Consider the following 7,103-nt stretch of genomic DNA (forward strand, 5'->3'; position numbering starts at 1 on the left):
AATCAGTCTGGTGTATTATCCGACTGATCTTTTTCTTGCTGGTTCAGCGCCACTATCATGGGATCGCTGATCATAGACGTCGCACCAAGGGCTTTACTAAACAGATAACCTTGCCCAATGTCACAGCCGTATTCTCGTAGTAAATGTAATTGATCCACATGGCTGATCCCTTCAGCGACCACTTTCAAGCCAAGGTTGTGACTCAAACTGATAATAGCTTTGGTCAGTGCCGCATGGCTTTCATTCTCGATCACATCACGAATAAACACTAAATCGATTTTGACACAATCAAATGGCAAATCTTTTAAATAGCTTAAACTGGAATACCCAGTGCCGAAGTCGTCAATAGCCAGCTTCATGCCTAGTCGACTCATTTGATTGAGTAATTCCGCACACGTTGCGGCGTCTTCAATCAAAATAGACTCGGTTACTTCAATTTCTAGTAAGCTTGGGTCTATATCATAAGTATCCAATAACACCAGCAGCTTAGACAAAAAATCAGAGCGCTTAAGTTGTGCAGCAGAACAGTTAATTGCAATGGGCGGCACGTTGATGCCCTGCTGCTTCCATTCCTGCATATGTTTAAATGCCTGTTCAAACACCCAATCGCCAAGAGGCAAGATGATCCCTGTTTGCTCGGCAATAGGAATGAATTCCGCAGGAGATACAGAACCAAGTTCCTCGTCGTGCCAGCGGAGCAAAGCCTCCATACCAACACAATGCTCGCTCACAAGATCAACTTTAGGTTGAAAATGCAGTTCTAATTTTTCATCTTGAATAGCACGACGAAGGCGGGTTTCAATGCGCACATTGCGAGCAAAGCGACGCCCCATTTCCCCATCATAGAAGTAATAGGTGGCACGACCGGCCGATTTCGCTTGGTACACGGCCATGTCGGCATTTTTTACCAAGGTCACCGCATCCGAGCCAAATTCTGGGTACAAGGCCACCCCGATGGAGCAACCTATGTCTAAGGTCAAACCATCTACGTAATAGCTTTGACTGATTTTATGAATAAAGTCTTTCGAAATCGCATCCAAACGCGGCAAAGGGCGCTTTTCCGGTTGTGTAAATAACACCAAAAACGCATCACCGCCCAAATAACCCGCCAAGGTGTTTTCTGGCAATATTGAGGCCAGTCGTTCCGACACTTTAATCAGTAAGGCGTCCCCAACTTCATGGCCAAAGGCATCATTGATGGTTTTAAAATGGTCTAAATTCAGCATCATTACGGCAATTTTTCGGTTGCGCCCCTTACACCCTTCGATCAAAACATTGAGTTCTTGTTGGATTTGATATCGAGTCAATAGACCGGTTAACTCATCTACTTCAATACGCTTGTTCAAAATGCGCCACAACGACTGAGACGTGCGCGACAAACCACGCATATAAGACGATAAAAACAGCCCTAACAAGGTAAACACAATCAAGGGCGACACGATGAAAAACCAAGGTAAATGAGCTTTTAAACCACTAATGTACTGGGTATCCACACGCCACTTACGACCAGCGATATTCAGATAATGGCTGTCGAAGTCCCCTTCTTTCCACCCTTTGCCCACAGCGGAATCAGCGAACCAAACGGGGCTGTTATTGGTCACATCGGCCAATCGGTAAAACAAATCTTTGTCTATTAACGGCACCACTTTCCTGAGCAATTCATCCACACTAAAATAAGCGCCCACAACACCATAGAACCCAACCGCATCGGCCGTAGCTTGCAGGTTTGAATCAGCAGACAAATATACCGGCGCTCTCAATACAAAATTATTGGCGACACGGTCAGAAGATTCTAAGAAAGGAGTAAAAGTAGGTTCAGACAATTGTATGGAAAACGAATTTCGACTCTGTGCAACGGATTTGTGATCGCGGTATTGAGGAGAAAGAATGTCGTACCCGTAAAGAATTTTGTCTGGATACGCCAGTGCCAACGGCATGTATTCCGCCCTATCACCCACCGGGTAAATGGCATAACTTCGTCGCCCTAACATCGTTTTGCTTTGCGCTTCATAGGCGACTTTATCGTCTGCAGAAACGTATTGAGCAAAATACACATGCAAGTACGAAGCACCCTTTAAGCTTTGCACAAACCGAGCAAATCGTTCAGGTGAAACAAGACTTTCACTGGACTCCATTAGGGCCACAACCGAAGTAAGACCTGATTTGTATTGATTTAACTGATTCGTTAGTTTTTCTGTAAAATACGCACTGGTGTTTTTTTGCTCTGTGGCAACCTGTTTAAGCGCCCCCATATACAAAAAATAACTGATGGCGAGACCACACAAAAAAACCACAAAGAAAACGTAATAATGCGCTTTCATGTTTTTGTCATAGCGTTTGATTGAATCCATTACTTTCTCGTCATATGCTCATCAGAAATCATTTAAAAATGCTTGTTAATCATGATCTTTTCCTTTCTTCATTACTGTACCTAAAAAAAAGCGTATCAACACGGAAAAAAAGGTTAAGAAAAGTATTCAACGCGGTTTTCTGCTATTCTTCTCTCATTATAGACTCAACTAGACAGGCCCTTTGTGACTCAATTTCACCACGCGTTAAGCTCCCTACTCCCGACAAAACTCACCGCCCTGCTTTCAGACATGGGATTCACCACCTTTACCCCTATCCAAGAGCAAAGCTTGCCGCCGATGATCGATGGCAAAGACATCCTTGCCCAGGCACAAACCGGCAGCGGCAAAACCCTTGCTTTTGCTATTGCACTCTTGCTAAAAATCAACCCTCGATTTTTTGGTGTGCAGGCCTTGGTTATGTGTCCAACCCGGGAATTGGCCGATCAGGTGTCAAAAGAAATTCGCAAAGTCGCCCGTTACCAAGACAATATTAAAGTGCTGAGTTTGTGTGGCGGCATGCCATTTGGCCCGCAAATTGGCTCTTTGGAACACGGTGCGCACATTGTTGTGGGCACGCCAGGGCGTTTGATGGAGCACCTTCGCAAAGGCACACTGAAACTCAACGCTTTGAACACACTCGTGCTTGATGAAGCCGACCGTATGCTGGATATGGGGTTTGTGGACAGCATTCGTGAAGTCGTCGAGTTAACACCAAGCAATCGTCAAACTTTGTTGTTTTCTGCCACTTATGGCGACGGCATTGAAGCCATCAGTACTGAATTCCAAAACAAACCGGTCAGTATAAAAGTTGAAGCGCAAGAAGACCTCAAGCCTAATATTGAGCAATTCTTTGTGCGCAGTGAAAACAAAGACAAGTGCGAAACCTTACTCGCAACCTTGCAACATTTCGACCCGCGTCAAGCCATCGTATTTTGTAATACCAAAGCAGAGTCTCAAGTAGTCGCTGACTGGTTGGCTGACCATAAGGTCGCCGCTCAAGCCATTCATGGAGATCTAGAACAACGTCAACGGGACCAAGTATTGGTGCGTTTCAGTAACCAAAGCAGCTGTGTATTAGTCGCTACCGACGTGGCTGCGCGGGGCATAGACGTGAAAGAGATTGACCTCGTAGTCAACTACGACACCACCCGCGACACCGACGTGCATACCCATCGCATCGGACGAACGGGCCGTGCAGGCGCCGCTGGCGTTGCCGTGAATTTAGTCACCTCAAAAGACGACTATAAGGTACGCGATATAGAAACCCGCTTTGCCATAGAAGCGAATTACTTAACGCTCGATCCGATCGACTTGCACTATCGTTTGATTCCACAAAAAACCACCGTCTTATTCGACGCAGGACGTAAGAACAAACTGCGTCCAGGCGATATTCTTGGTGCTCTGACCGCAGGATTAGGATTAGACAAATCTCAAGTGGGCAAGATAGACATTTTTGATTTTCACGCCTATGTATCGATTGATAACGCCGTAGCAAAAGATGTAGTGAAATCCTTTGAGAACAAAAAAATCAAAGGCAGAAACATTCGCGCTCGCATTTTAAGATAACCCAACAATGACGCTACGACAGACACTTGCTTGGCTACTCTCGTCGACTGCGCAAACAGTCGGCTTTATAATGGGTGCCGTTATCATCGGTTGGTCGACGCTCACACCGGCAGAATTTCTGCCCGCCGCACCCGGCGGAGACAAGCTCCATCATGTGGTGGGCTTTGGCGGTTGGGCCTTGATGTGTGCCTTTGGTCCACTTAAGCGCTTTCTTATGTTTGCCTTGGTCATCGTTATTCTTGGTGGTGCGGTAGAAGTCATCCAACCTTATGTCAATCGCTATGGCGAGTGGCTGGATTTTTACGCCGACGCGGCAGGTGTTTTATTGGCTGTTGCCGCTCGATTACTCGCTGGCTTTTTTATGCCTTCAAACAAAGAGTCTTAATGAAAGACGGAAACAGACCTGATAAAGTGTAACCATTCGGTCAAATATCGACTTTCCATTTGTTTGAAATTCCAGCTAAGAGAGCCCTATGAGTCCATTAAAAGCGTGGCGCGCCGCCATTGTTCACTGTCTTGCCGACCCAAAAGAAGTCGGCATTGACGCCGCTTATGAATACTTCGAAGACGGTCTGCTCGTTGTTCAAGGTGATACCATTCACGCTATTGGTCATGCCAAAGACCTGTTGCCAAATCTACCGACCGACACCATTCTCGAACATCATCCAGACGCCATCATAACACCCGGCTTTATCGATACCCACATTCATTACCCGCAAACCGATATGATCGGCTCCTATGGTGAACAGTTACTCACCTGGCTAAACACTTACACCTTCCCAGAAGAAAGCAAATTCAGCGACAAAACTCATGCGCGCGAGGTGGCCGACCGCTTTCTCAAAGAGCTATTACGCAACGGCACCACCACCGCTTTGGTGTTTGGTACGGTCCATAAAGTCTCGGTGGACGCCTTTTTTGAAGCCAGTGAGGTGCACAATCTAAGAATGATTTGTGGCAAGGTGATGATGGATCGTAATGCACCGGATTACTTAACCGATACCCCAGAAACCAGTTATCAAGAAAGCAAAGAGCTCATTGACACTTGGCACAACAAAGGCCGTTTGCATTACGCCATTACGCCACGTTTTGCCCCGACCAGTTCAGACGAGCAATTGGCGCTGGCTGGAAAGTTACTGAACGAATACGACGATGTGTACATGCACACCCATTTGTCTGAAAACCAAGACGAATGCGCTTGGGTACAAGACCTTTTCCCAGCCAGCAAAAACTATTTGGATGTGTACGATGAGCACAAATTGCTCAGCGAGCGCTCTGTTTTCGCCCACGGCATTCACTTATGCGACAGCGAATACCATCGTTTGCATGAAACTGGCTCCGCCATAGCGTTTTGCCCAACGTCAAACTTATTCATTGGTAGTGGTTTGTTTAAACTCAACAAAGCCGAAGAGCACAAGGTCAACGTGGGGCTTGGCACCGACGTGGGTGGCGGCACCAGCTTCTCTATGTTGCAAACCATGAACGAAGCCTACAAGGTCATTCAGCTGCAAAATGAAAACCTTAGCCCCATTAAATCCTTGTACCTTTCAACCCTTGGTGGTGCTAAAGCTCTGAGATTAGAAGATAAAATAGGCAACCTCGCCGTGGGAACAGAAGCCGATTTTGTGATCCTCGACAAAAAAGCCACGCCCCTGTTAACCTCACGTTTGGCTCTATCAAACAACATTGAAGAAAGCTTGTTCGTATTTATGACCATAGGCGACGACAGAGCCATACAAGCCACTTATTCCGCTGGCCAATGTGTTCATCGGCGTTAATCACAGAGGTGAAACGTTTTAATTCAACTAATAGAGAGCAAAATCATCGATTTGTAGTTTTTATGGTATAAAAAATGCTTTATCCTTAGCGATACGTAGCAACTTCAAGCATTTTTGAAACGTCCTATATCGGACAGTCTGCTATTGTTTATCATTGCGCTTCCACAAGAAGCAGATGTTAGCCATTGTCATTAACCAAAAGTTAATGCCGTTCTTGTTAAGGACATGTCATGAAAACTACCCATCGTTGGCTCTCTATTGTAGAGGGTTGCATTCTCGTTGCTTTAGGTTTGCACATACTTAACGCCGCAGGACTACTGATTAGTGGTACAGCCGGTATGGGTATGATCTTACTCAGATTAACCGACCTCTCTTTCGGTCAGCTTTTCTTCCTGATTAATATCCCTTTTTATATTTTAGCCTGGTATGCCCTAGGCCGAGATTTTACCTTGCGCACCTTTGCGAGTGTCAGCTTATTGTCTGTTCTTTCTGAACTGATGAATCACTACGTCATTTTATCCATACCGCCTTTGCTCGCCTCCACGCTAGGGGGATTATTGGTCGGCTTTGGATTGATTATTCTCTTCCGTCATAACACGTCGTTGGGTGGCATCAACATCTTGGCCGTGTATTTGGAAAGGAAGATGGACATTCATGCAGGTAAAACCACGTTATTTATCGATATGCTGGTCTTAATTGCAGCCATGACGGTTATTGATATGACGTATCTTGCCTATTCATTACTGGCTTTTGCGGCACTCAGCTCGGTCATTGGTCGCTACCATAGACCTCCGGCTTGGGCTCAAACCACACAAGTGGAGACATCGAGTAAGGTCAACAATGGGGTGAAAGGAAGTGCTGCGGGAATATCGTCTCACTAGAAGGTAGATCTCATTACTTCTTTATCTTTATTAAATTTCTTCGTGTTAGGTTTCATCCTGGCACGAAGAGATCTATTGCGTAACAATCTTATTACTCAAGGGTACAAGCGAACAATGCCACTTTTCCCTTCCATATCGCCTAAGATCCACACCTTTTCAAACGCGTTTGGTTCTGGCATTAAGATACAATGCTCAAGTGCTTTGATGTCTTCTTGCTTCCATGCAGGGTGTGTATTGCGGATCACCAACCAAACCCGCTTCGATTCATAATGTTTGCGAGCTTTATTTTCGAGAATACGATTTAATGCTCTTAACAAACGCCCATCGGCTGGCTCATTTTTTAGTACCTGTAATACTTGATGAGTCTTAGGACTCAAATCTCGCCCTAACAGCTCCATTGCTTCCTCCCCCCTGTGTCAGGATAGTTGTCGCCTCATTTGTTATTTTAAATAAACAGGGGACGGTAAGTGAAAACCAGTGGATTACCAAAGACATTCAAGTGCCTTTAAAGAAGCCATTTTACAAAAACT

General features: G+C 45.5%; 6 protein-coding genes. 4 read left to right on the forward strand and 2 right to left on the reverse strand.

Translation table 11 applies throughout. From position 1 onward, the window contains the following. Window positions 1–2 precede the first annotated feature (2 nt). A complete protein-coding gene (locus J9B83_RS08825) occupies window positions 3–2,351 on the reverse strand; it encodes a bifunctional diguanylate cyclase/phosphodiesterase (protein WP_211536390.1) in 2,349 nt (782 codons plus the stop codon). A gap of 183 nt (window positions 2,352–2,534) precedes the next feature. Between J9B83_RS08825 and dbpA the strand changes: the two genes are divergently transcribed. The 4 genes from dbpA (at window position 2,535) to J9B83_RS08845 (ending at window position 6,573) form a co-directional block, all read left to right on the forward strand. Further along, window positions 2,535–3,917, forward strand: a complete 1,383-nt coding sequence (gene dbpA / locus J9B83_RS08830; RefSeq protein ID WP_211536391.1) for an ATP-dependent RNA helicase DbpA — start codon at window positions 2,535–2,537, stop codon at window positions 3,915–3,917. 7 nt (window positions 3,918–3,924) lie between these two features. Then, a complete protein-coding gene (locus J9B83_RS08835; protein ID WP_211536392.1) occupies window positions 3,925–4,302 on the forward strand; it encodes a VanZ family protein in 378 nt (125 codons plus the stop codon). A gap of 88 nt (window positions 4,303–4,390) precedes the next feature. Continuing rightward, window positions 4,391–5,692: a guanine deaminase gene (gene guaD, locus J9B83_RS08840; RefSeq protein ID WP_211536393.1), complete on the forward strand. Its 1,302-nt coding sequence runs from the start codon at window positions 4,391–4,393 to the stop codon at window positions 5,690–5,692. A gap of 230 nt (window positions 5,693–5,922) precedes the next feature. Continuing rightward, entirely contained in the window at window positions 5,923–6,573 is a 651-nt protein-coding gene (locus J9B83_RS08845; RefSeq protein WP_211536394.1) for a YitT family protein, read from the forward strand. 95 nt (window positions 6,574–6,668) lie between these two features. On the opposite strand, the gene J9B83_RS08850 is transcribed toward J9B83_RS08845, so the two are convergent. Continuing rightward, window positions 6,669–6,971 carry a hypothetical protein gene (locus J9B83_RS08850; RefSeq protein ID WP_236037212.1) on the reverse strand — a complete coding sequence of 101 codons (303 nt, stop codon included), beginning with the start codon at window positions 6,969–6,971 and terminating at the stop codon, window positions 6,669–6,671. Between the last annotated feature and the right edge of the window lie 132 nt (window positions 6,972–7,103).

This window comes from Marinomonas vulgaris (genome assembly GCF_018145875.1).
Lineage (GTDB): Bacteria > Pseudomonadota > Gammaproteobacteria > Pseudomonadales > Marinomonadaceae > Marinomonas > Marinomonas vulgaris.